Origin of the sequence: Streptomyces sp. NPDC048257, assembly GCF_043201855.1 — a bacterium.
Lineage (GTDB): Bacteria > Actinomycetota > Actinomycetes > Streptomycetales > Streptomycetaceae > Streptomyces.
Genome location: NZ_JBICZI010000025.1, coordinates 39,592 through 61,299, shown reverse-complemented (window position 1 = coordinate 61,299; position 21,708 = coordinate 39,592). Strand labels below are relative to the sequence as shown.

At 74.2% G+C, this 21,708-nt stretch carries 23 protein-coding genes; 15 read left to right on the top strand and 8 right to left on the bottom strand.

Features of this window, described 5'->3' with window-relative positions; genetic code table 11:
- Window positions 1–10: 10 nt before the first annotated feature.
- A complete protein-coding gene (locus ACGFZK_RS31700; RefSeq protein ID WP_393852285.1) occupies window positions 11–739 on the bottom strand; it encodes a TVP38/TMEM64 family protein in 729 nt (242 codons plus the stop codon).
- 49 nt (window positions 740–788) lie between these two features.
- On the opposite strand from ACGFZK_RS31700, the gene ACGFZK_RS31695 reads away from it, so the two are divergent.
- The 4 genes from ACGFZK_RS31695 (at window position 789) to ACGFZK_RS31680 (ending at window position 4,923) form a co-directional block, all read left to right on the top strand.
- Window positions 789–1,505, top strand: a complete 717-nt coding sequence (locus ACGFZK_RS31695) for a DNA alkylation repair protein (RefSeq protein WP_393852284.1) — start codon at window positions 789–791, stop codon at window positions 1,503–1,505.
- Window positions 1,506–1,763: 258 nt separating this feature from the next.
- Window positions 1,764–2,945 carry an elongation factor Tu gene (gene tuf, locus ACGFZK_RS31690; RefSeq protein ID WP_393852283.1) on the top strand — a complete coding sequence of 394 codons (1,182 nt, stop codon included), beginning with the start codon at window positions 1,764–1,766 and terminating at the stop codon, window positions 2,943–2,945.
- A 141-nt stretch (window positions 2,946–3,086) separates the two neighbouring features.
- A complete protein-coding gene (locus tag ACGFZK_RS31685) occupies window positions 3,087–3,941 on the top strand; it encodes a patatin-like phospholipase family protein (protein WP_393852325.1) in 855 nt (284 codons plus the stop codon).
- Between the two features lie 190 nt (window positions 3,942–4,131).
- Window positions 4,132–4,923 (top strand): spermidine synthase, encoded by a 792-nt coding sequence (locus ACGFZK_RS31680; RefSeq protein WP_393852324.1) that lies wholly within the window; start codon window positions 4,132–4,134, stop codon window positions 4,921–4,923.
- Between the two features lie 21 nt (window positions 4,924–4,944).
- Here ACGFZK_RS31680 and ACGFZK_RS31675 read toward each other — a convergent pair whose 3' ends face one another.
- Window positions 4,945–6,294, bottom strand: coding sequence for an MFS transporter (locus ACGFZK_RS31675; protein ID WP_393852282.1), 1,350 nt, complete (start codon window positions 6,292–6,294; stop codon window positions 4,945–4,947).
- Between the two features lie 61 nt (window positions 6,295–6,355).
- Entirely contained in the window at window positions 6,356–7,372 is a 1,017-nt protein-coding gene (locus ACGFZK_RS31670; protein ID WP_393852281.1) for a hypothetical protein, read from the bottom strand.
- Between the two features lie 96 nt (window positions 7,373–7,468).
- On the opposite strand from ACGFZK_RS31670, the gene ACGFZK_RS31665 reads away from it, so the two are divergent.
- From ACGFZK_RS31665 to ACGFZK_RS31640, 6 genes are all read left to right on the top strand, one after another.
- Window positions 7,469–7,921, top strand: coding sequence for a DUF4442 domain-containing protein (locus ACGFZK_RS31665; RefSeq protein WP_327363359.1), 453 nt, complete (start codon window positions 7,469–7,471; stop codon window positions 7,919–7,921).
- 105 nt (window positions 7,922–8,026) lie between these two features.
- The gene (locus ACGFZK_RS31660) at window positions 8,027–8,227 is read left to right on the top strand and encodes a type II toxin-antitoxin system VapB family antitoxin (RefSeq protein ID WP_393852280.1); all 201 of its coding nucleotides are present in this window, start codon (window positions 8,027–8,029) and stop codon (window positions 8,225–8,227) included.
- A gap of 115 nt (window positions 8,228–8,342) precedes the next feature.
- The gene (locus ACGFZK_RS31655; protein ID WP_393852279.1) at window positions 8,343–10,853 is read left to right on the top strand and encodes a beta-glucosidase; all 2,511 of its coding nucleotides are present in this window, start codon (window positions 8,343–8,345) and stop codon (window positions 10,851–10,853) included.
- A 58-nt stretch (window positions 10,854–10,911) separates the two neighbouring features.
- Window positions 10,912–11,616 (top strand): DedA family protein, encoded by a 705-nt coding sequence (locus ACGFZK_RS31650; protein ID WP_393852278.1) that lies wholly within the window; start codon window positions 10,912–10,914, stop codon window positions 11,614–11,616.
- Window positions 11,613–11,951: a hypothetical protein gene (locus ACGFZK_RS31645; RefSeq protein WP_393852329.1), complete on the top strand. Its 339-nt coding sequence runs from the start codon at window positions 11,613–11,615 to the stop codon at window positions 11,949–11,951. Before ACGFZK_RS31650 ends, ACGFZK_RS31645 begins: the two co-directional genes overlap by 4 nt.
- Window positions 11,840–12,073: an ankyrin repeat domain-containing protein gene (locus ACGFZK_RS31640; RefSeq protein ID WP_393852277.1), complete on the top strand. Its 234-nt coding sequence runs from the start codon at window positions 11,840–11,842 to the stop codon at window positions 12,071–12,073. The genes ACGFZK_RS31645 and ACGFZK_RS31640 overlap by 112 nt, the downstream gene beginning before the upstream one ends.
- Window positions 12,074–12,093: 20 nt before the next feature.
- Here the strand turns inward: ACGFZK_RS31640 and ACGFZK_RS31635 are convergent, their stop codons facing one another.
- Window positions 12,094–12,633, bottom strand: a complete 540-nt coding sequence (locus ACGFZK_RS31635; protein WP_393852276.1) for a gamma carbonic anhydrase family protein — start codon at window positions 12,631–12,633, stop codon at window positions 12,094–12,096.
- A 130-nt stretch (window positions 12,634–12,763) separates the two neighbouring features.
- Here ACGFZK_RS31635 and ACGFZK_RS31630 point away from each other — a divergent pair, with 130 nt between their 5' ends.
- Window positions 12,764–13,510, top strand: coding sequence for an acyltransferase (locus ACGFZK_RS31630; RefSeq protein WP_393852275.1), 747 nt, complete (start codon window positions 12,764–12,766; stop codon window positions 13,508–13,510).
- Window positions 13,511–13,556: 46 nt separating this feature from the next.
- Here ACGFZK_RS31630 and ACGFZK_RS31625 read toward each other — a convergent pair whose 3' ends face one another.
- Complete coding sequence (locus ACGFZK_RS31625; protein ID WP_393852274.1) at window positions 13,557–14,423, bottom strand: EamA family transporter; 867 nt, start codon at window positions 14,421–14,423, stop codon at window positions 13,557–13,559.
- A 107-nt stretch (window positions 14,424–14,530) separates the two neighbouring features.
- Here ACGFZK_RS31625 and ACGFZK_RS31620 point away from each other — a divergent pair, with 107 nt between their 5' ends.
- Window positions 14,531–15,139 carry a helix-turn-helix domain-containing protein gene (locus tag ACGFZK_RS31620; protein ID WP_393852323.1) on the top strand — a complete coding sequence of 203 codons (609 nt, stop codon included), beginning with the start codon at window positions 14,531–14,533 and terminating at the stop codon, window positions 15,137–15,139.
- 12 nt (window positions 15,140–15,151) lie between these two features.
- On the opposite strand, the gene ACGFZK_RS31615 is transcribed toward ACGFZK_RS31620, so the two are convergent.
- Together ACGFZK_RS31615 and ACGFZK_RS31610 are read right to left on the bottom strand one after the other, a co-directional pair.
- On the bottom strand, window positions 15,152–15,556 hold the full coding sequence (locus ACGFZK_RS31615) for a CoA-binding protein (RefSeq protein ID WP_393852273.1): 405 nt from the start codon (window positions 15,554–15,556) through the stop codon (window positions 15,152–15,154).
- A 215-nt stretch (window positions 15,557–15,771) separates the two neighbouring features.
- Window positions 15,772–16,296: a hypothetical protein gene (locus ACGFZK_RS31610; RefSeq protein ID WP_393852272.1), complete on the bottom strand. Its 525-nt coding sequence runs from the start codon at window positions 16,294–16,296 to the stop codon at window positions 15,772–15,774.
- Between the two features lie 41 nt (window positions 16,297–16,337).
- On the opposite strand from ACGFZK_RS31610, the gene ACGFZK_RS31605 reads away from it, so the two are divergent.
- The 3 genes from ACGFZK_RS31605 to ACGFZK_RS31595 all read left to right on the top strand — a co-directional run bounded on the left by ACGFZK_RS31605 (window position 16,338) and on the right by ACGFZK_RS31595 (window position 21,227).
- Window positions 16,338–16,964: a YigZ family protein gene (locus ACGFZK_RS31605; protein ID WP_393852271.1), complete on the top strand. Its 627-nt coding sequence runs from the start codon at window positions 16,338–16,340 to the stop codon at window positions 16,962–16,964.
- 85 nt (window positions 16,965–17,049) lie between these two features.
- Window positions 17,050–18,219 carry an exonuclease SbcCD subunit D gene (locus tag ACGFZK_RS31600; RefSeq protein WP_393852270.1) on the top strand — a complete coding sequence of 390 codons (1,170 nt, stop codon included), beginning with the start codon at window positions 17,050–17,052 and terminating at the stop codon, window positions 18,217–18,219.
- On the top strand, window positions 18,216–21,227 hold the full coding sequence (locus ACGFZK_RS31595) for an AAA family ATPase (RefSeq protein ID WP_393852269.1): 3,012 nt from the start codon (window positions 18,216–18,218) through the stop codon (window positions 21,225–21,227). Before ACGFZK_RS31600 ends, ACGFZK_RS31595 begins: the two co-directional genes overlap by 4 nt.
- On the opposite strand, the gene ACGFZK_RS31590 is transcribed toward ACGFZK_RS31595, so the two are convergent.
- Entirely contained in the window at window positions 21,217–21,663 is a 447-nt protein-coding gene (locus ACGFZK_RS31590) for an Lrp/AsnC family transcriptional regulator (RefSeq protein ID WP_393852268.1), read from the bottom strand. The genes ACGFZK_RS31595 and ACGFZK_RS31590 overlap by 11 nt on opposite strands.
- Between the last annotated feature and the right edge of the window lie 45 nt (window positions 21,664–21,708).

Genomic DNA, 21,708 nt, shown 5'->3' with positions numbered 1-21,708 from the left:
GCGTCCGATGCTAGGGCCCGTGCGAAGCGCCGCTGACCACAGGGGGGTGCTGGGGCGTCAGTTCGGGCACCGATCCCTCGGTTCGAGGGGGTGCCAGGCGGTGCCGCTTGCGCCACGCGACGGCTCCGGCGCCCACCACGGAGACGACGATGAAGCCGAACGAGACGAGGAACGCGGGCGACCCGGGGGTGGAGGCGTTGGCACCGGCTATCACATATGCCGTCGTGTTCGGGACGACGCCGATCGCCGTGGCGAGGAGGAAGGGGCCCCAGCCGCAGCGGGACACCGCGGCGCAGTAGTTGGCCACCACGAACGGCACTCCGGGGAACAGCCGGACGGCGAGCATCGAGCGGAAACCGTGCCGGCTGAGCTGGCCGTCGGCCGCCTCGACCCAGCGCCCGCGCAGGAACGGCCGCAAAGCCCCCTGGCCCATGACCCGGCCCAGACCGAAGGCGATACCGGCGCCGAGCACCGTGCCGCCGACCGCCGCGACGAGCCCGAACTGGGTGCCGAAGACAGCCCCCGCGGCCAGGTTGAGCAGGGGCCGGGGAACGAAGGCCGCCGCGCACACCCCGTACGCGGCTGCGAACAGCAGGACCGCCGTGCCCACCGGGAGCCCCGGGGGCCAGCCCTCCGAGAGGATGCGCTGGGGCTCGTACAGCAGCACGCTCACGCCGGCCGACACGAGCAGCACGACGAGCAGCGACAGCCGGGTCCACGGCGCGAGGAGGAGGGACATCCCGGGAGACTAGCCCACCTATGCGTCATCGCGCCGTAATCTGGGCCTCATGCTGTCGAACGCCCGGCGACCGCCGCAGGTTCCCCGCAGTGCCCTCGCGGACACCCTGCTGGAGCGGCTGCAGGGGACGTACGCGGCGGCCGCCGATCCCGTGCGGGCCCGGGCCATGGCCGCGTACATGAAGGACGTCGCGCCCTTCCTCGGCATCCCCACCCCGCTGCGCCGGGAACTGTCGAAGACCGTGACCAAGGACACTCCGAAGCCGTCCGGGACGGACTGCGCGGCGCTCGCCCTGCGCTGCTGGCGGCTCCCCGAGCGCGAGTACCACTACTTCGCGGTGGACTACCTGCGCCGCCACGTCTCCCGCTGCTCCTCCGGCCTCCTGCCGGTGGTCCGGCACCTGATCGTCACGGTCCCCTGGTGGGACACCGTCGACCTGCTGGCCGCGCACACGGTCGGACCGCTGGTGGCCGCCGACCCGGAGCTCGCGGCCGTGATGGACGAGTGGATCGAGGACGAGAACCTCTGGCTCGCCCGCACCGCCCTCCTCCACCAGCTCCGCTTCCGGTCCGCCACCGACTCCGGGCGGCTCTTCGCGTACTGCCGCCGCCGGGCCGGCCACCCGGACTTCTTCCTGCGCAAGGCGATCGGCTGGTCCCTGCGGGAGTACGCGAAGACGGATCCGGACGCAGTGCGCGCCTTCGTGGAGGCGGAACGGGGCTCCCTGTCCCCGCTGTCCGTGCGCGAGGCGCTCAAGAACTGCTGAGCACGCGGTAATTCGTTCGACGCGTCCCGGACGGTCCGGCAGGATCGGCTGCATGAACCGGTACGCCTTCCTCGCAGCGCCGTCCGCAGTCGCGGACGCGCCGAAGGCTGCCGCAACCGCAGCTGCAGCAGCACCTGCCTTCGCCGCATTCGACGGCGCACGAAGCTGACCCTTCCCGGATCGTCCGGCGGACCCCGCAGGGGGAGGGTCGGCTCGCCTCCGGGGTCCCGTTCCAGCTTCCAGACACGGGAATGAATCATGGCCAAGACGGCCTTCGTGCGCACCAAGCCGCACCTCAACATCGGCACCATGGGTCACGTCGACCACGGCAAGACCACCCTCACCGCCGCCATCACCAAGGTCCTCGCCGAGAGCGGCGGCGCCTCCTTCGTGCCGTTCGACCGCATCGACCGGGCCCCCGAGGAGTCCCGCCGGGGCATCACCATCAACCTCACGCACGTCGAGTACGAGACCGGCACCCGGCACTACGCCCACGTGGACATGCCCGGGCACGCCGACTACATCAAGAACATGGTCACCGGCGCCGCCCAGCTCGACGGGGCGATCCTCGTCGTGTCCGCGCTCGACGGGGTCATGCCACAGACCGCCGAGCACGTGCTGCTCGCCCGGCAGGTCGGCGTCGACCACATCGTCGTGGCGCTCAACAAGGCCGACGCCGGGGACCCCGAGCTGACGGACCTGGTCGAGCTCGAGGTCCGCGAGCTGCTCACGGCGCACGGCTACGGCGGCGACAGCGCGCCGGTCGTACGGGTCTCCGGGCTCGGCGCGCTGGAGGGCGACCCGCGGTGGACGGAGGCGATCCGGGCGCTGCTGGACGCGGTGGACACGTACGTGCCGACGCCGGTGCGCTACACGGACGCGCCGTTCCTGCTGCCGGTGGAGAACGTGCTGACCATCACCGGGCGCGGCACCGTCGTGACCGGCGCCGTCGAGCGGGGCACCGTCCGCCTCGGGGACCGCGTGGCGGTCCTCGGCGGCGACGGCGAGCCCACCGAGACAGTCGTCACCGGGCTGGAGACCTTCGGGAAGCCGATGGAGTCCGCCGAGGCCGGGGACAACGTCGCGCTGCTGCTGCGCGGGGTGCCGCGCGACGGCGTGCGCCGCGGGCACGTGGTGGCCGCGCCCGGCAGCGTGACGCCGCAGCGCCGCTTCACCGCGCAGGTGTACGTGCTCTCCGGGCGCGAGGGCGGCCGTACGACCCCGGTCGGCAGCGGCTACCGGCCGCAGTTCTACATCCGCACCGCCGACGTGGTGGGGGACGTGGACCTGGGCGAGGCCGCCGTGGCCCGGCCCGGGGAGACGGTCACGATGACCGTCGAGCTCGGCCGGGACGTCCCGCTGGAGTCGGGGCTCGGCTTCGCGATCCGCGAGGGCGGGCGGACCGTCGGGGCGGGCACGGTGACGGCCGTACTGGGCTGAAGCCGGATCCGGAGCGGACCCCTCTGTGGTGACGGTGGCCTGGCTGCGCCAGACTGCCGTCACCACAGGCATGCGCGGGCACGAGCAGGCGTGAGCAGGCGTGAGCGGGCATGCGCGGGCATCGGCGGAGGGCGGGCGGACATGGGCGGCGGGACGGCACTGGTGCTGGGCGGCGGGGGACTGACCGGCGTCGGCTGGGAGTGCGGAATCCTGTACGGGCTCGCCCGCGCGGGCGTGGACCTCAGCACCGCGGACCTGGTCGTCGGCACCTCGGCCGGTTCGGTCGTCGGGGCCCAGCTCACCTCCGGACTGCTCACCGCGCAGGAGCTGTACGAGCGCCAGCTCGGCGACCCCGCCGGGGAGGCCAAGGCGAAACTGGGGGCCGGCCTGATCGCCCGGTACGCCGTCGCGATGGCGCGCTCGCGCACCGCCACCGCCTACCGGCAGCGGGTGGGCGCCATGGCGCTGGCCGCCGACACCGCCGCGGAGGCGGACCGGCGGGAGATCCTGGCCGCCCGGCTGGTCTCGCACGAGTGGCCCGAGCGGCGGCTCGTCGTCACCGCGGTGGACGCGCTCAGCGGTGAGCTCAAGGCGTTCGACCGGGGGAGCGGCAGCGCCCTCCTCGACGCGGTCTCGGCGAGCTGCGCGGTGCCGGGGGTGTGGCCGCCGGTGACGGTCGGCGGCCGCCGCTTCATCGACGGCGGAATCCGCTCCGCCACCAATGCCGACCTGGCCGCCGGGTACGAGCGCGTGGTGATCCTCGCGCCGGTGTCGCTCGGCTCCGGGCTGGTTCCCTCGCCGTCGGCGCAGGCCGCCCGGCTGCGGGAGGCGGGAGCGCAAGTGCAGCTGATCGCCCCGTCGCCGGCCGCCCGCAAGGCCTTCGGGCGCAACGTGCTGGACCCGGCGCGGCGGGACCCGGCGGCGCGGGCGGGCCTCGCGCAGGCGGCGGAGCACGCGCGGGAGACGGCGGCGCTCTGGTCGGGCCGGGCCGGCTGAGGGAAGCGGGGGCCAAGGCCGTCCGAAGCCGGTCTGAAGCCAACCGATGCCGGCCTGAAGCCCGCAGATGCCCGCCCGATGGCCGCCAGCAGCCCGCCTGAAGCCCGCCCGGCTCCTGCCGGACAATGGAGCGGTGAGCGACGAACAGATCCCGGTCGTCCGGGACGTGGGCCAGGGCACCGCCAAGCTGATGCCGGACGTGGACCGGGACCGGGCCTGGCTGCTGACCGTCGACGGGGCCCCGCAGTCGTACGTGGACCTGGACGATCCGCAGCACCTGGAATTCGAATACGTACGCCGCCTCGCACACGTCCTGGACTGCGTCGCCGAGCCGGGACGCGCGCTGGACCTCCTGCACCTCGGCGGCGGCGCTCTCACCCTGCCCCGCTATGCCGCGGCGACCCGGCCAGGGTCCCGGCAGGCGGTCGTCGAGTTCGACGCGGGCCTGGTCGAGCTGGTGGCCGAGCACCTGCCGCTCGCGGCGGGCTCCGGGGTGGCGGTGCACACCGCCGACGCCCGGGCCTGGCTGGAGACGGCCCCCGCCGCAAGCGCGGACGTACTCGTGGCCGACGTGTTCGGCGGCTCGCGGGTGCCCGCGCAGCTGACGTCGGTGGAGTACGCGCGGGCGGCGGCGCGGGTGCTGCGGCCCGGCGGGCTGTACGCGGCGAACCTGGCGGACGGGGCGCCCTTCGACTTCCTGCGGGCGCAGGTGGCGAACTTCGCGGAGGTGTTCGGGGAGCTGGCGCTGCTCGCCGAGCCGGCCGTGCTGCGGGGGAGGCGGTTCGGGAACGCCGTGCTGCTGGCCTCCGACGGCCCGCTGGAGGTGGGGGCGCTGGCCCGGCGGTGCGCGGCCGACGCGTTTCCCGCCCGGGTGGAGTACGGGGACGGGCTGGCCCGGTTCAGGAAGGGGGCGGCGCCCGTGGCCGACGCGGACGCGGCCCCTTCACCGGCGCCGCCGGAGGGTGCCTTCAGCCTGGGATGAGCCGCCGGTGGTGGCGGGGCGTCAGAGACCGGCAGGGCTGGTGGGGCTGGCGGGGCCGGCGGGGGCCGGTTCGGCCGCGACGGGGTCGGGAGTGACCGTGGTGGCCGGGGCAAGGGTCTTGCCGTGCGCCCTGCGGGTCATGCGGCGTACGTCCGGGACCAGCAGGACGAGCGCGGTGGGCAGGACGACCAGGGCCGCGCAGCCCCACAGCGCCTCGGTGCGCCCGAAGACCGATTCGGCCGGCCCGGCCAGGGCGGTGGCCAGCGGGAGCATCGACACCGAGCCGAACCAGTCGTAGGCGGTGACCCGGGAGAACTTCTCCTCCGGGATCTCCTGGTGCATCGCGGTCATCCAGTTCACGCCGAAGACCTCTATCGCGGCGCCGGCGACGAACATCACCACGCACAGCCCCCACACGGGCAGTGGCACGGCCAGGCCCGCCGAGGGCAGCGCCAGCGGGAACACGCACAGGGTGCCGACCAGCAGCAGGCGGCGCGGTTTCCACGCCACCATCAGGACGGCCCCGGCGATCGTGCCGACGCCGAAGAAGGCCAGGGCCACGCCCCAGGGCGCGGCCCCGCCCAGGTGGTCCCGGGCGACCAGCGGCCCGTAGACCGCGTCGGCGGCGCCGACGACGGCGACCACGACGGAGAACTGGAGCACGATGCTCCACAGCCAGGGGCGGGTCCGGACCTCCACCCAGCCCTCGCGCAGATCCGACAGCAGGCCGCCGCCGGGGGCCCGGTCGGGGACGTGGCTGACGTCGAGGAAGGCGCGCAGGGCGCCGGCGGCCGCGAAGGCCGCGGCGTCGGCGGCCAGCACCCAGCCCGGGCCCATCGCGGCGATCATCGCGCCGCCGAGGGCCGCACCGCCGATGCCGGCGCCGTTCACCGCCATGCGGAAGAGCGCGAAGGCGCGGTTGGAGTGTTCGCCGGAGACCGTGGAGAGCAGCATGCCCTCGGCGGCGGGGTTGAAGAACGCCGTACCGGTGCCGCACAGGGCGGTCAGCAGCATCATCTGCCACAGCCGGGGTTCGCCCGCGAGGACGAGGGCGGCGAAGGCGGCCTGCGAGAGGCAGTTCAGGGCGTTGGCCGCGACCATCACGCGGTGGCGGGGCACCCGGTCGGCGACGGCGCCGCCGATGAGCAGGAAGAGGACGAGCGGCAGCGTACGGGCGGCCGCGACCAGGCCTACGTCGCCGCCGGATCCGCCGGCCTCGATGACCGCGAAGGCGGCGGCGATGAGCGCTCCGTGGCTCCCGAGGTTCGTGACGATTGCCGCACCCGTGAGCAGGCTGTAGTTGCGGCCGGCCCAGGCGGGGCGGCGGCGGTTCGCGGGCGTACGGGGTGCTGCGGTGCGGGAAGAGCTCACCCCGGGACTATCCCCGCCCCGGGTCGAGAATCCAAACGGATAGTCGGCCCGGGGCGCGGGATCACGGGGTGGTGAGCCGGATGGAGCTGAGGATCTTGTCGGAGACCTCGGTCGCGACCTCTTCCTTCACACCGGCCGCGCTGATGAGCGCGAAGCTGGCGAAGTCCCCGGTGGCGTTCTTGAAGGCGAAGCCGACCGCCTTGCCGTCGGTGGAGCACTTGTGCTCCTTCTTCACGTTCGGAGCGGTCGCCACCACCATGTGGCCCTTGAGCCCGGAGGCGGTCGTGTACTCCTTGGGATCGGTCACCTTGACCGTTCCCTTGGGCTCCTTCTGCGCGAAGCCCGCCCAGACCCAGGTGCCGGTGTTGTCGGAGGCCGCCTGCCCGGTGTCCTTGGCGCCCTGGGCACCCTTGACGCCGGCGTCCGCGATCGAGAACTTCTCGACCCGGCCGTCCGCGTCCTTGTCGACCGTGCACCACTCTTCCTTGAAGGTGGCGGTACCGGACATCGTGATGACCGGCTTGCCGTCCTTCTTGACCTCGTCCTCGTAGAAGAGGGACACACCGGAGTCGTTGACGTTCCACTCGGGGGGCACGTCGTAACTGACGCCGTACTTCGTGTTGACGACGACCTTCCAGCCCGGGATGACGGGCTGGGCGCTGCCGCCGGCGCGCGGGTTCGCGCTGCTGCCGGCCGGGGCGGGCGTCTCGGGGGCGGGCGCCGAGGAGCTGGCCACCGGCTTGTCGTCGGCTTCGGTGTTCTTGTCGTCCCGGGTCAGGACGAACGCGCCGGTCGCGGCGGCCGCGACGACGACCGCGGCCGCCGCGACGATGGCCACGGTCTTGGTCGAGTACGGGCTCCCTCCGGTGCCCTGGGGCTGCTGGGGCTGCTGGGGCGGGCCCCACTGCTGGCCGGGAACGCCCTGGGGCTGCTGGTACCCGGGCTGCTGCGGGTAGCCGTAGCCCGGCTGCTGCTGCTGGTACGGGTTCGGCTGCCCCGGCTGCTGCTGGTACGGGTTCTGTTGCGCGTCCTGGGGGTTCTGCTCGCCCCCGGGCGGCTGCTGCTGTCCTGGCCACATGGCCGGTAACGATAGTGGCCGTGGCCGCGGGGAGCCACGGCCGCCCCCGTGGGAACTCTGGTCAACCGGTACTACTCGTGGGTAACATCGAGTTTCATGAGCGCAGACCAGATGAACGTGGGCGAACTGCTCGCCGCGACCGTGCCGATGGCCCGGACCCTGAACCTCCAGTTCCTGGAGACCACCCCCGAGCGTGCGGTCGTCCGGCTCCCGGACCAGCCCGACTACCACAACCACGTCGGCGGCCCGCACGCCGGCGCCATGTTCACCCTCGCCGAGTCCGCGAGCGGCGCGATCGTCCTGGCCGCCTTCGGCGACCAGCTCTCGCGCGCCGTACCGCTCGCCGTGAGGGCCGAGATCGGCTACAAGAAGCTCGCCAAGGGCGTCGTGACCGCCACCGCCACCCTCGGCCGCCCGGCCGCGGAGGTCGTCGCCGAGCTCGACGCGGGCGGCCGCCCCGAGTTCCCCGTCACCATCGCCATCCAGCGCGAGGACGAGGCCGTCACGGGCGAGATGACCGTCGTCTGGACCCTGCGCCCCAACGCGTGACGACTGGCCTACGGCAACCCCTGCGGCCACGGGCGGCCACCCCCTGGAGTCCATGAGTCCCCCTGGAGTCCATGAGTCCATCGCACGACGACGGAGGGAACGCCCGTGGCCAAGGTCAACATCAGCCTCGACGCCGAGCTCGTGGTGGAGGTGATGGTGCTCGCCGGGGTCGGCTCGCCGCAGGACGCGGTGGAGGCCGTCGTCCGGGACTACATCGCGCGCGGCCACCGCACCGAGGCGCGCGTACAGCGACAGGACGAGAGTCGGCGCGGCGCCGACAGCGCGCCGCCGCTGCCGGAGGGCTGAACCTCGGCGCCGCGGTGGCGCGTCTCGGTGGACCCGGCGGGCGCGCGGGCCACAGTGGGCGCGGGAGCGGTCCGGCGCGGGCCGCTCCCGCCGACCCACGCCGCAGGGAGCGCCCATGAGCGAGGCCGTGTCCAGACGTTCCGCGATGCGGCTGCTCGCGGCGGCGGGCACGGTGGGCACGGCCCTCGGGACGGGCGCCTGCGCGCCCGGGGTACCGCCGGGTGCGGGGGGCCGTAAGGCGCCGCCCGCCCCACCGGCCGCCGCCCAGGCCAAGGGCCCCGCCCGCATCGACGCCCTGCTGGAGCGGCTCACCCTCGACGAGAAGACCGCCCTGCTGCACGGAGCCCGCGACCCCGCCCCCCTCGGCCAGGCCGGCTACGTCCCCGGCGTACCGCGCCTGGGCATCCCGGCGCTGCGCCTCGCCGACGGGCCCGCCGGGGTGCGGGTCGCCAAGCCCGCCACCGCACTGCCCGCGCCGGTGCTGCTCGCCTCCGCCTTCGACCCGGCGCTGGCCCGCGAGTACGGCCGGGTCATCGGCCGCGAGGGCCGCGCGCTCGGCCAGGACGTCCTGCTGTCACCCATGGTCAACCTGATCCGCACCCCGTACGCGGGCCGGAACTTCGAGACCTTCGCCGAGGACCCGCGCCTCACCGCCGACCTGGTGGGCGCGATGGTCCGCGGCATCCAGGACGAGGGCCTCATCGCCACCGTCAAGCACTTCGCCCTCAACAACCAGGAGCACGGCCGCGACACCGTCGACGTGATCGCCGCCGAGCAGACCCTCCACGAGACCGAGCTACGGGGCTTCGAGGCCGCCGTCGCGGCCGGCGCGGGCGCCGTCATGGGCGCGTACAACAAGGTCAATGGCGTCCACGCCTGCGAGAGCAAACCGCTGCTCGACGAACTGCTGCGCGGCAGCTGGGGGTTCGACGGCTGGGTGATGTCCGACTGGGACGCCACCCACAGCACCGTCGCCGCCATCGGCGCGGGCCTCGACATGGAGATGCCCGGCGGCACCCACTTCGGCGGACCGCTGCGCGAAGCGGTGCGCGGCGGCTCCGTACCGGAAGCCGCCGTCGACCTCGCCGTCCACCGGATCCTGAGCACCATGGACCGCTTCGGGCTGCTCGCGGCCCGGCCCGCCGCCCGGCCCCCGCGCGATGCCGCCGGCGGGGCGCGGATCGCCCGCAAGGTGGCCACCGCCGGGGCCGTACTGCTGCGCAACGAACACGGAACCCTGCCCCTGACCGGCGCGGCAGCCCGCTCGATCGCGGTGATCGGGCCGACCGGCCAGGTGCCCTTCGTCGGCGGCGGTGGCAGCGCGCACGTGGTCCCCGACGGGGCGGCCTCGCCGCTCACCGCCATCCGCCAGCGGGCCGGGAACGGCGGGACCGTGCGCCACGCCCTCGGCGAGGACCTGTACGGGCGGGCGCTCCCGGCGAAGCTGCTGACCCCGGCCGCCGACCTGGACGACCGGGCCGTGGACCCCGGGCGGGTCTGGAGCCACGAGGGGGAGTTCCGCCTCGCGGCCGACGACGAGTGGACCCTGCTCGTCCACTACACCGGGAAGCGGCCCGTCGTGCGCCTCGACGGGGAGGAGCTGTTCCCCGTCCGGCAGGGCGTGGCCGAGTACTTCGCGGGCGGGCTGCTCGGCTCCGCACCCGACGGGATGAGCGTCCGCCGCCGCTCGCTCGCCCTCAAGGCGGGCACCCACCGGCTCGCGGTGACCGCCGAGGGCGGGGAGAAGGGCCAGCGCTTCCGGCTCCGGCACACCACCGGGGCGATCCGCGCCGTGGACCTTGCCGAGGCGGTGAAGACCGCGAAGTCGGCCCGCAGCGTGGTCCTGTTCGCCTACGAGGACGCCACCGAGGGCCGGGACCGCACCTCCCTGGCGCTGCCGGGCGGGCAGGAGCGGCTGATCGAGGCGGTGACCGCCGCGAACCCCCGGACGACCGTCGTCCTCAACACCTCCTCCAGCACGACCATGCCGTGGCTCCCGCGTACCGGGGCGGTCCTGCAGATGTACTACCCGGGCCAGGAGGGCGCCGGAGCCACCGCCGACCTCCTCTTCGGGGACGTGGACCCCGGGGGCCGGCTCACCCAGACCTTCCCGGCCGACGAACAGGCGACCCCGGTCGGCGGCGACCCGCTGCGCTACCCGGGGGTGGGCGGCCGGCAGGAGTACTCCGAGGGAGTCCACGTCGGCCACCGCTGGTACGACGCCCAGCGGGTGACCCCGCTGTTCCCCTTCGGGCACGGGCTCTCGTACACCACCTGGCAGTACGAGAAGCTCACCGTACGGCCGGAGGGCACCGGGCTGCGCGTGGAGTTCACCGTCCGCAACAGCGGCCGCCGCAAGGGCACCGAGGTGGCCCAGGTGTACGTCGGCCCGTCCGCGGACCTGGAGCTCGACCAGCCGGTGCGCGCGCTGGCCGGCTACCGGCGACTCGTCCTGGCGCCGGGCGAGGCGCAGCGGGTCACCGTCGACATCGACGCGCGGGCGCTGTCGTCCTGGGACCCGGAGCAGCACACCTGGGTGCTGGGTTCCGGCCGCCGGGAGGTGTTCGTGGGCCGTTCGTCGCGCGAGCTGCCACTGAGGTCCAAGGCCGTCGTGGCGAGCCGATAGGCTGCCCGTTCGGCGTGTCACAGGGGGCGCGCCGGCGACGACACGGGAGGACGTACCGGTGCACATCCAGGAATGGCTGGAGACGATTCCGGCGGTCAGCATCTATCTCCTGGTGGGTCTGGTCATCGGGCTGGAGAGCCTCGGCATCCCGCTGCCGGGAGAGATCATCCTGGTCAGCTCGGCGCTGCTGGCCTCGCAGCACGGAGAGATCGACCCCGTGATCCTGGGGCTCTGCGCCATCACGGGCGCCATCGTCGGTGACTCGATCGGCTACGCGATCGGGCGGCGCGGCGGCAAACCGCTGCTGGAGCGCCTCGGCCGGCGCTTCCCCAAGCACTTCGGTCCGGACCAGGTCGCGGTGGCGGAACGCTCCTTCGAGCGCTGGGGCATGTGGGCCGTCTTCTTCGGGCGGTTCGTGGCGCTGCTGCGGATCTTCGCCGGCCCGCTGGCGGGCGTACTGCGCATGCCGTACTGGAAGTTCCTGATCGCCAACATCCTCGGCGGCATCCTCTGGGCGGGCGGCACCACGGCCGTCATCTACTCGGTCGGGATCGTCGCCGAGCCGTGGCTGAAGCGGTTCTCCTGGCTGGCGCTGGGGCTCGCCGTGCTGTTCGGGCTCGCGGTGACGCTGGTGGTGCGCAGCCGGATGAAGAAGGCGGTAGCGGCGGCAGCGGCAGCGGCAGCCGGGTCGGCGGGGGAGGCGGGGGCTGCCTCCGCGGAGATCCCCCCGCAGTCGCCGGCCCGGGCCACAGTCGGCGAATGACGGCTGCGGACGGACCGGACGGACCGGACGGGGACTGGTCGGACGGGGACGGACCGGACGGGGACTGGTCGGACGCGGGACGGTCGGACCGGTACATGCCGCTGGCGAACGGGCTCGGCCGGGCGGCCCAGAGCGGCGACGCGGACCGGGTACGGCGCCTGCTGGCCGAGGGGGCCGAGGCCGACGCCTGGGTCCCGGCGGCCGCAGGGCACTGGACCTGGCCGTGTGCGCCGGGCACACGGAGGTCGGCCGGCTGCTCCTGGCGGCGGGCGCCGACCCCCGGCTCGATGCCGGGCCCTACAGCGAGGCGACACCGCTGGCCCTGGCCGCGATGAAGGGGCACACGGAGGTCGCCCGGGCCCTGCTCGATGCCGGCTCCACCGGGCGGCCCGGCCGGGCGGGTGCGCTATGTGCCGCTGGTCCTCGCGACCGCGTCCTCGGAGAGCGGGAGCCCTAGCCTCAGCTGGTGGACCTGCCCTAGACCTCCCGGGTCACCGAGGCGTGGTGCTGCTTGGCCAGTTCCACGTACATCAGGGCGTTGACCTTGATGCCCTCGCGCTCCTCGTCGGTCAGCTCGCGCCGCACCTTGGCCGGGACGCCCGCCACCAGTGAGCCGGGCGGCACGACCATGCCCTGGGGGACCAGCGCCTGCGCGGCGACCAGCGAACCGGCGCCGATGACCGCGCCGTTCAGGACGGTGGCGCCCATGCCGATCAGGCAGTCGTCCTCGACGGTGCAGCCGTGCACGACGGCGTTGTGGCCGATCGAGACCCGCTCGCCGATCGAGACGGGGAAGCCGGGGTCGGTGTGGAGCGTGCAGTTGTCCTGCACGTTGCTGTCGGCGCCGAGCGTGATCGGGCCGCAGTCGGCCCGCAGCACGGCCGAGTACCAGACGCTCGCGCCGGGGGCCAGGGTGACGTCGCCGACCACGACGGAGGTGGGTGCCGTGAAGGCGGTCGGGTCGACGGACGGCTGCTTCCCGCCCACGCCCGCGATGAGTGCCTGCTGAGACGTCATGATCGCTTCCTCTTTTCGGGATGCCGCGCTACCGGCACCGTAGGGCACGCCTTCCGCGCCGCTCCGGATGGGGTGAAGATCACAGGGCCGGGTTCCGGACGTCCGGCGCGGCGCGCACTACCGTGGCCGGGTGCCGAAGAAACAGAACACGTTCTCATCTCTGACGGCCGTGCGCCGCCGGCTGGCGAGCCGCGTGGTCCACACCGGCTGGCGCTGGATGCAGCAGGCCGGGGCTGTCACCGCGCAGACCCCGGGGCGGCTGCGGTTCGGCGCGATCGGGGACGGCACCCGGCTCGCCTTCCCGCAGGGCACGGTCTTCGGCGAGCGGTGGATCCGGCTCGGTGCGCACTGCATCATCGGCGAGCAGGTCACCCTCACCGCCGGGATGATGCCCGACCTCGACCTGGGCGCCGAGCCCATGCTGGTGCTCGGCGACGGGGTGGTCATCGGACGCGGCAGCCATGTCATCGCCGACGCCCGGATCACCATCGAGGCGAACACGTTCTGCGGTCCCGGGGTCTACATCACGTCCACCAACCACAGTTACGACGACCCGCACGAGCCCGTCGGCCGGCAGTGGCCGCGCAGCGCGCCCGTGGAGATCGGCCCGGGGTGCTGGCTCGGCACGGGCGCGGTGATCCTGCCGGGCGCGCGGCTCGGGCGCAACGTCGTGGTGGCCGCAGGGGCCGTCGTACGGGGCGAGGTCCCGGACCACGCCGTGGTGGCGGGGGCGCCCGCGCGCATCGTGCGGCGCTGGCAGCCGGAGACGGGCTGGCAGCCGCCGCTGCGCACGCCCGCGCCGGTGCCGATCCCGGACGGGATGACCTCGGAGCAACTGCGCGGGCTGGCCGAGCTTGCCGAGGCCGAGCACGCGTAGAGCTCCGGGTCGCGGTCCGCAGGCCGGCGGGTCGCCCACGCGGGTCTCAGCCCGTGGCCAGGAGGACCGTTCCGGCGAGGGCCAGGCCGGCGCCCGCGGCCTGCACCGCGCGCAGCCGTTCCTTGAGTACGGCGAACGCGGCGAGCGCGGTGATCACCGGGTAGAGCGAGGACAGGACGGCGGCCAGGGTGACCGGGCCGTTCTGGGCGGCTATGGAGTACGTGCCGTTCGCCGCGACGTCCGCGAGGCCGACGAAGGCCAGGGCGGGCAGCACGCCCCACAGGACCCGCAGGTCCGTGCCCGCCGGGAGGGCGGGTATGCCGCGCCGGGTCTGCGTCCACAGGGCGGCGCCGCCGACGGCGACATTGGTCACGCGCTGCACGAACAGCGCGAGGAACAGCCCGGTGACGGTGGTGGACGCCTCCGCGATCAGGGCCATCACCGCGCCGAAGCCGAAGGCCGCGACCAGGGTGAGGATGACGGCCTGCCGCTGCACGGGTGCGCCGCGCAGCTCCGGGCCGCCCGCGAGGACGATGCCGACGACGGCCACCGCGATGCCCGCGAACTGGCCGAGGCCGGGCCGCTCGCCCAATATCAGCCCCGCGGCGACGGGTACGACCACGCCGAGGGAGCCCAGCGGCGACACCACGCCCATCGGGCCGAGGGCCAGCGCCTTGTAGAAGCTGAGCATGGCGACCGGGCCGACCAGGCCCGCGCCGACCGCGAACCACAGCTGCGGCCCGGCCTCCCGCCACGCGCCGGTGCCGAGGACCACCGCGCCGAGCACGACGACCGCGACGATCTGCGAGACGACGACCACGGTGAGCGCGGGGATCCGGCGGGTCAGCAGCCCGCCGCCGAAGTCGGCGAGCCCCCACAGCACGGCTGTGGCCAGGGCGAAGAGGGCGGTCATGGGCGGGCCTCGCAGTACAGTGCAGTGAACGCTGGAGTGCAGCATCGAACACAGAACACGGTAGTGCACTCCATTGGACCGTGTCATCCAAAATATTGGACGGAATGGTGTCGGATCTCGAACAGCTCACCCAGGCGCTCGCCCGGAACCTCAAGCGGTGGCGTGGGGAGCGCGGTTTCACCCTGGACTCCCTGGCCGCCCGCGCGGGAGTGAGCCGCGGGATGATCATCCAGATCGAGCAGGCGCGTACGAACCCCAGCGTGGGCACCACGGTCAGGCTGGCCGACGCGCTGGGCGTGAGCATCTCCGCGCTCCTGGACCACGACCGGGGCTCACAGGTCCGGATCGTCCCGCCGGACCAGGTCGTGCGGATCTGGTCCAGCGAGGCGGGCAGCTCCACGACGATGCTGATCGGCACCGACGAGCGCGGGCCGATGGAGCTGTGGACCTGGCACCTGGTGCCGGGCGAGGGGACGGACTCCGTCCCGCACCCGTCCGGCACCATCGAGATGCTGCACGTCACGGCCGGTGAGCTGACGCTGGTGGTCGGCGAGGAGGAGTTCCGTGTACCGGCCGGGGCCGCGGCCACCTTCGAGGCCAACCTCGCGCACTCCTACCGCAACGACGGCTCCGTACCGATGGAGATGACCCTCGCGGTGTCGGTCCCCCCGGTCTCGGCGCCGCTGCCCGCGCACACGCACGGAGGCGCCCTCTAGGGGGTGTCCGGCCTAGAGGGCGGGGATCTCGATCGCGGGGCAGCGGTCCATGACCATGGTCAGCCCTGCCTCGCGGGTCCGGGCGAACGCGGCCTCGTCGATCACGCCGAGCTGGAACCAGACGGCCTCGGCACCGACGGCGACAGCCTGGTCGGCCACCGGTCCGGCCAGCTCGCTGTTCACGAAGACGTCCACCACGTCCACCTTGACCGGGATCTCCGCCAACGAGGCGTACCCGCGCTCGCCGTGCACGGTCTCGGCCTTGGGGTGTACGGGGATCACGCGCTTGCCGTACCGCTGCAGCACGCGGGCCACCCCGTAGGCCGCGCGGTCCTGGTTGTTGGAGAGGCCCACCACGGCCCAGGTGTCACCGAGCTCGGTGAGGATCTTGCGGATGGTTGCCGGGTCGCCGTACACGTGTGCCGCCTCCTGGTGTTCTCGTCCCGCCGGTGCCGCTCGCTGCTTCTGCGCTGCCTCGGAACCGGCGCTCTGCCGGATCAACCGCAAACCCCCACGCCCGATTCCCCGCCGACGGCCTTGGCGCCCCCGAACAGCCTGCCGATCCGTTCGCACGGCACGATGCCCCGCGCCGGACCACGCGGGCGGACCCACGAAGATCGCCCGGACAGGGCCTACGCGGCTGACGGGTCGACGTTCCACTGCGGCGGCAGCGGCCCGTCGCAGAAGACGCAGAAGAAGTCCGCCTCCCGGACGATGTTCAGCTGCCCGCAGGCGGGGCACCGGCGGAACACCACCTCGTGGGTGAAGCCGGCCGGGTGCCCGATACCGGCCGCGTCCAGGGCGTCCGCGACGGCCGGCCACGAGCCGGCGTCCGGGCAGTATCCCGTCGACTGGTTGCTCACCGCGCGGACCACCCACCGCCCGGACTCCCGTCCCAAGGCGATCTCCCCCGCGCTCAGAACCGGGTCACCGCCCGCACAGACCACGTGCTCGCTCCGCCGCGGCGCGAGCCGCAGCGCGCCCGCGGCGTCGACGACGAAGGTGAAGGGCTCGGACGGCTCCGCCGCCCCCAGGGCCGAGGCCCAGTCCTCGAAGTCCGCCGCCGAGCGGATGCCCCGGCCCTCGGCCCCCGGCCGGACCAGCGCCCTCAGCTCGGCCGGACCCACGTACCGGTAGCTCCGCCCCCGCAGGTTCACGACCGCCAACCTAGCCCTTCACCAGCGCTTAGGGTGGTGAGGTGAAGGCAGACCAGTACGTGACGGTGGCCCGTGAGGGCGTGCACGAGTCCGAGATCAACCGTTCGCGGTTCCTGTGCTCGCTCGCGCCCGCCGCGACCGAGCAGGAGGCGCAGGACTTCGTGGCGCGCATCCGCAAGGAGCACCCCACCGCCTCGCACAACTGCTTCGCCTACGTCGTCGGCGCCGACGCCTCCGTCCAGAAGGCCAGTGACGACGGCGAGCCCGGCGGCACCGCCGGAGTGCCCATGCTGCAGATGCTCATGCGCCGGGACGTCCGCTACGCGGTCGCCGTCGTCACCCGCTACTACGGCGGCGTGAAGCTCGGCGCCGGCGGCCTGATCAGGGCCTACGGCGGAGTCGTCGGCGAGGCCCTCGACGAGCTCGGCACCGTCACCCGGCGCCGCTACCGGCTGGCCACCGTCACCGTCGACCACCAGCGGGCCGGCAAGACCCAGAACGATCTGCGCTCCACCGGCCGGACCGTCGTGGACCTGCGCTACGGGGCCGAGGTGGAGATAGAGGTGGCCCTCCCGGAGGCGGAGCTGCCCGCCTTCGAGGCCTGGCTTGCCGACACCACGGCGGGCAGCGCCGGGTTCACCCTCGGCGGAGAGACGTACGCGCCCTGAGCGCCCCCGGAGACGGGTTAGCGTAGAGGGGTTCAGCGGGCGGGAGACGACCAGGGGGAGACGGCATGCGCGGCGGGCCCGGCGAGTGAAGTTCCTGCACACCTCCGACTGGCACCTCGGCCGGGCCTTCCACCGGGTCAACCTGCTCGGCGCCCAGGCCGTCTTCATCGACCACCTCGTCGAGACCGCCCGCGAGCACGAGGTCGACGCCGTCCTCGTCGCCGGTGACGTCTACGACCGGGCCGTGCCGCCGCTGCCCGCCGTCGAGCTCTACGACCGGGCCCTGCACCGGCTCGCCGCGCTCGGCGTGCCCACCGTGATGATCTCCGGCAACCACGACTCCGCCCGCCGCCTCGGCGTCGGTGCCGGGCTGATCGACCGGGCCGGGATCCATCTGCGGACCGACCCGGCCGGCTGCGCCGACCCCGTCGTCCTGGCCGACGTACACGGTGACGTGGCGCTGTACGGCCTGCCGTACCTGGAGCCCGCCCTGGTCAAGGACGTCTTCAGCGCGGACAAGGTCAGCCACGAGGCCGTCCTCGGCGCCGCCATGGACCGGATCCGCGCCGACCTCGCCAACCGCGCGCCCGGCACCCGCTCGATCGTCCTCGCGCACGCCTTCGTCACGGGCGGGCAGGCCAGCGACAGCGAGCGCGACATCACCGTCGGCGGCGTCGAGGCCGTGCCCGCCTCCGTCTTCGACGGGGTGGACTACGCCGCCCTCGGCCACCTCCACGGCTGCCAGACCATCAACGAACGGGTCCGCTACTCCGGTTCCCCGCTCGCCTACTCCTTCTCGGAAGTCCACCACCGCAAGACCATGTGGCTGATCGAGCTGGGCGCGGAAGGCGAGATCGTCAGCGCCGAGCGCATCGGCACCCCCGTACCGCGCACCCTCGCGCGGCTGCGCGGACGGCTCGACGACCTGCTGGAGGATCCGGCGCACCAGGTGCACGAGGACGCCTGGGTCGAGGCGACCCTCACCGATCCGGTCCGCCCCGACGACCCCATGGCCCGGCTCGCCGCCCGCTTCCCGCACACCCTCACCCTCGCCTTCGAGCCCGAGGGCCGCCAGGAGGAGAGCGGCGCCTCCTACGCCCAGCGGCTGCGGGGCCGCAGCGATCAGGAGATCGCCGAGGACTTCGTCGCCCACGTGCGCGGCGGCGGCCACGCGGACGAGGCCGAACGGGCCGTCCTCCAGGGGGCCTTCGACGACGTACGCGCCGACGACAGCCGCCGGGAGACCCACCGATGAGGCTGCACCGGCTGGCCGTCACCGCCTTCGGGCCGTTCGCCGAACCCCAGGAGATCGACTTCGACGCCCTGTCCGGCGCGGGGATCTTCCTGCTGCACGGACCCACCGGCGCCGGGAAGACCTCCGTGCTCGACGCCGTCTGCTACGCGCTCTACGGTTCCGTGCCCGGCCCCCGCCAGGCCCCCGGCACCAGCCTCCGCAGCGACCATGCCGGCGCCCACACCCCGACCGAGGTCACCCTCGAACTCACCGCGGGCGGCCGCCGCCTGGAGATCACCCGGCGCCCCGAACAGGAGCGCCCGAAGAAGCGCGGCACCGGCACCACCCGGGACAAGGCCCAGAGCCGGCTGCGCGAGCACACCGCCGAGGGCTGGGAGCCGCTCAGCCGCTCCCACCAGGAGATCGGCGAGGAGATCGAGCAGCTGCTCGGCATGAGCCGCGAGCAGTTCTGTCAGGTCGTCCTGCTCCCGCAGGGCGAGTTCGCACGGTTCCTGCGCGCCGACGAGGCGGCCCGCGGCCGCCTGCTCGGCCGGCTCTTCGACACCCGCCGCTTCGCCGCCGTCGAGGCCCTGCTCGGGGAGCGCCGCCGGGCCGCCGAGGCCAGGGTCCGGGCCGGCGACGAGAAGGTGCTCCACACCGCCCAGCGGCTCGCCCAGGCCGCCGGGGACACCGCGGACCTGCGGGCCTGGCCGATGCCCGGACACCAGCCGGGCGACCCCGGCCTCGCCGAGGCCGTCCGGGCCTGGGCGGCCGTCGCCCGGTGCGCGGCCCGCGAGCGCCTCGACGTCGCCGACTACGCGCTGGCCGCCGTCGAGAGCCGGCACGCCGCCGCCCGGCGGGCCGCCGAGGACGCGCGGGAGCTCGACCGGCTGCAGCACCGGCACGCGGAGACCGTCCACCGGGCCGCCCTGCTCGCCGAGGCCGCGCCCGAGCGGGAGCGGGTGCGCGGCCTGCTGGACCGGGCCCGGCGGGGCGCCCTGGTGGCCCCCGCCCTGGAGCTGCGCGGAGCCGCCTCCGCGGCGCACCTGGCCGCCGCGCACGCCGAGACCTCCGCCCGGGCGGAGCTGCCGCCCCCGCTGAAGGAGGCGGGAGCCGAGCAGCTGGCCGATGTCGAGCAGCGGCTGCGGGAGGCCCTGGGCGCGCTGGGCGCCGCCCAGCGCACCGAGCAGCGCAGCGCCGAGATCGGCCGCGAACGGGCCAACCTGGAACGGGAGTCGCGCGCTGCCGAGGAGCAGCACCAGGAGTCCGCCGAGTGGCTGGAGCGCTGGGAGGCGTCCCGGGCGGTGCTGCAGGGCCGCGTGGACGCCGCCCAGCAGGCCGCGACCCTGGCCGAGCAGCTCGCGGGCCGGCTGGAACCTGCCCGCATGCAGCTGACCGCCGCCCGCCGGCGGGACGAGCTCGACGCCGACGCGGACCGGGCCGAGGGCGAACTGCTCACCCTGCGCGAGGAGTCGGCCGCCGCCCGGGAGCGCTGGCTGGAGCTCAAGGAGGCCCGGCTGCGCGGGATCGCTGCCGAGCTCGCCGAGGCACTGGTGGCCGGGGAGGCGTGCACCGTGTGCGGGTCCGCGGAGCACCCGGCTCCGGCCCGCCCGGCTCCCGGCCACGTGGACCGCGCGGCCGAGGACGCCGCCCACGCCCTCCTCGAACGGGCCGAGCAGGCCCGGGCCGCCGTCGAGCGCCGGCTCGCCGCCGCCCAGGAGGCCCGTACCGAAGCGGCGACCGCTGCCGGGGACGCCACCACCGGCGAACTCATCTCCCTGACCGCCGACCTGAGCGCCCGTCATGCTGCCGCCCACGCCGCGGCCGCCGGCCTGCACGCCGCCCGCGAGCAGCTGGCCCGGGCCGAGCGCGAGCACGCCGCGCGCACCGCCGACCGGCAGGGCGCCGAGACCCGGGCCGCAGCCCGGGCCTCCCGGCGCGAGGCCCTGGACCGTGAACAGGCCGGGCTGGAGGCCGAACTGGCCCTCGTACGGGACGGAGCCCCCACCGTCGCGGCCCGCGCCCGGACCTTGGAGGACCGGGTCCGGATGGTCTCCGGCGCCGCCACCTCACTGCGCCGGGCCGAGACCACCGCCGCCCGCCTGAAGGAGGCCGACGACCAGCTCGCGGACGCCGCCTTCAAGGCAGGCTTCGACACCATCGAGGCCGCCGCCGACGCGGTGCTCCCCGAGTACGAACGCACCGCGCTCCAACACCGGCTGGACGCCTGGCAGACGGAGGAGGCCCTGCTTGCGGACCGCCGCCGCGAGACCGGCACCGCGGAAGCGGCAGCCCTGCCTCCGGCCGCACCGGATGCGGCCGAGGCGTACGCCGCCCGGGCCGCGGCGAAGCTCCGTACGGCAGGGTCGGCCGCCGACGCGGCCCGGGTGCGCTGCACTGAGCTGGACCGGCTCTCCCGGCAGGCCGAGCAGGAACTGCGCGCGCTCGGACCGCTGCGCGAGGCCTACGACCGGGTCGCCCGCCTCGCCGGACTCACCGCGGGCACCTCCGCCGACAACGAGCGCAAGATGCGCCTGGAGGCCTACGTGCTGGCCGCCCGCCTGGAGCAGGTGGCCGCCGCCGCGACGGTACGGCTGCTGCGCATGTCCGGCGGCCGCTACACCCTCGTCCACTCCGACGCACGGGCGGGCGGACGGGGCCGCTCCGGCCTCGGACTGCACGTGGTCGACGCCTGGACCGGCAGTGAGCGGGACACCGCCACCCTGTCCGGCGGCGAGACCTTCTTCGCCTCGCTCGCCCTGGCGCTCGGCCTCGCGGACGTGGTCACCGACGAGGCCGGCGGGATGCGTCTCGACACGCTCTTCATCGACGAGGGCTTCGGCAGCCTCGACGACCAGGCGCTGGACGAGGTGCTCGACGTCCTGGACTCGCTGCGCGAGCGGGACCGCAGTGTCGGCATCGTCAGTCACGTCGCCGACCTGCGCACCCGGGTTCAGGCCCAGCTGGAGATCGTCAAGCAGCGCGGTGGCTCCGTGGTCCGTCACCGGACGGCGGCGCTCACGGACTGAGCGGCCTGTGGGGCAGTGGTGAGGAGTAGACGATGCTCGTCGTCACCGGGCCCAGGCCCGAGATCCGGCCCGTGACCTCCTCCAGGTGCCCCATCGAGCGGGCCGCGACCTTGAGCACGAAACAGTCGTCACCCGTGACGTGATGGGCCTCCAGGATCTCGGAGGTGGACTCCAGCAAGTCGTGGAAGGGCTTGTAGTTGCCGTGCGGGTAGCGCAGCCGCACCAGGGCGAGGATCGACTTGCCGAGCTTCTCCGGATCCACCACCGCCGTGTAGCCCGTGATGATGCCGGTCTCCTCCAGCCGGCGGACCCGCTCGGTGACGGCGCTCGCCGACATGGACACGGAGCGGGCGAGCTCGGTGAAACTGGCGCGTCCGTCCCGCTGGAGGGCCTCGAGGATCCGCCAGTCGGTGGCGTCAGGGGAATAGTCGGTCATGATGCAGGTCTAGCAGGGGATTCCCCGGTCAGACAAGGAAAAGGC